This is a genomic window from Polaromonas sp. CF318 (assembly GCF_000282655.1).
Classification (GTDB): Bacteria; Pseudomonadota; Gammaproteobacteria; order Burkholderiales; family Burkholderiaceae_C; genus Polaromonas.
Map to the genome: position 1 here is coordinate 1 of NZ_AKIV01000132.1, position 936 is coordinate 936.

Sequence of the window (936 nt, forward strand, 5' to 3'; positions counted from 1 at the left end):
AACAAAAGAAAACCCGCTTTGCGGGTTTCGCTAAAAGTGAGTTGCCGCCGGGCAACCCCCGGCCAACCGCCCTCAGCAGAGATAACAGAGAAGAGCGCGTTCAGCCGGAGCAAGACCCGGCTATTCCTCCCCGGTTTTGTCAGCTTCAGCCGCGGCAGCCGCCAGCGCATCGGCAGCGGCACCACCGGAACCACCACCACCGCCACCACCCGACGAACCGCCCAGGCCCCCCACCGCCTGCAGGGCAGCGTCATACGAGCTGACCAGCGCCGCGTTGCCCACCGCCGCCGTGCTGGCGTTGGAGGTCGTGATGCTGAGGGCGCCATCGATAAAGCCCAGGGCGTAGTTGCCCGAGATCGAGCTCAGCCCGCCTGGGGTGATCACATAGTTGCCCGCGGCCACTGCCCCCTGCGAGGAGCCGCCGTAAGCCAGCGCACCGCCTATGTCGGCCTGCGAATCGCCGGCCACAAAGCCGTTGTAGCTCACGCCATTGCCGCCGCTGTAGGCCGAGCCGTCATAGAGCTTGCTGTCGCCGTTGGCCGTGACCGTCAGCGCCTTGGGCGTGATGTTCGCGGTGGTGCTGGTGGTGGTGTTCAGCAGGTTGTAGTTGCCGGCGTCGGTGCCGCCCAGGGCGATGCCGTTCACGCCGACCGACTTGCCCGTGCCGGCATTTTTGTCGGCGAAGGTGGCGCTGCCCGTGATGCCGACCACATCGCCGGCCACACGGTTGTCGCCATAAGTGACCGCAGCCACTGTGCTGCCGTCATACACCTTGTTCACGCCCGTGGCCGTCACCGTCAGGTCGGCCTTGTTGATGGTGCTGGTGGTGTTGTTGGCATAGCTCACGGCGTAGTTGCCGTTGTTGACGCCGTCGCCCACCGTCACGCCGCTGGTGGTCACCGTCTTGTTACCGGTGCCGGCATTCTTGTCGGTAAA

General features: G+C 65.4%; 1 protein-coding gene. It reads right to left on the reverse strand.

Going from position 1 to position 936, the window contains the following annotated elements; all coding sequences use genetic code 11:
* Positions 1-120: 120 nt before the first annotated feature.
* Positions 121-936: YDG domain-containing protein (locus tag PMI15_RS19645; RefSeq protein WP_007873543.1), on the reverse strand; the 816-nt coding region annotated here is incomplete at its 5' end.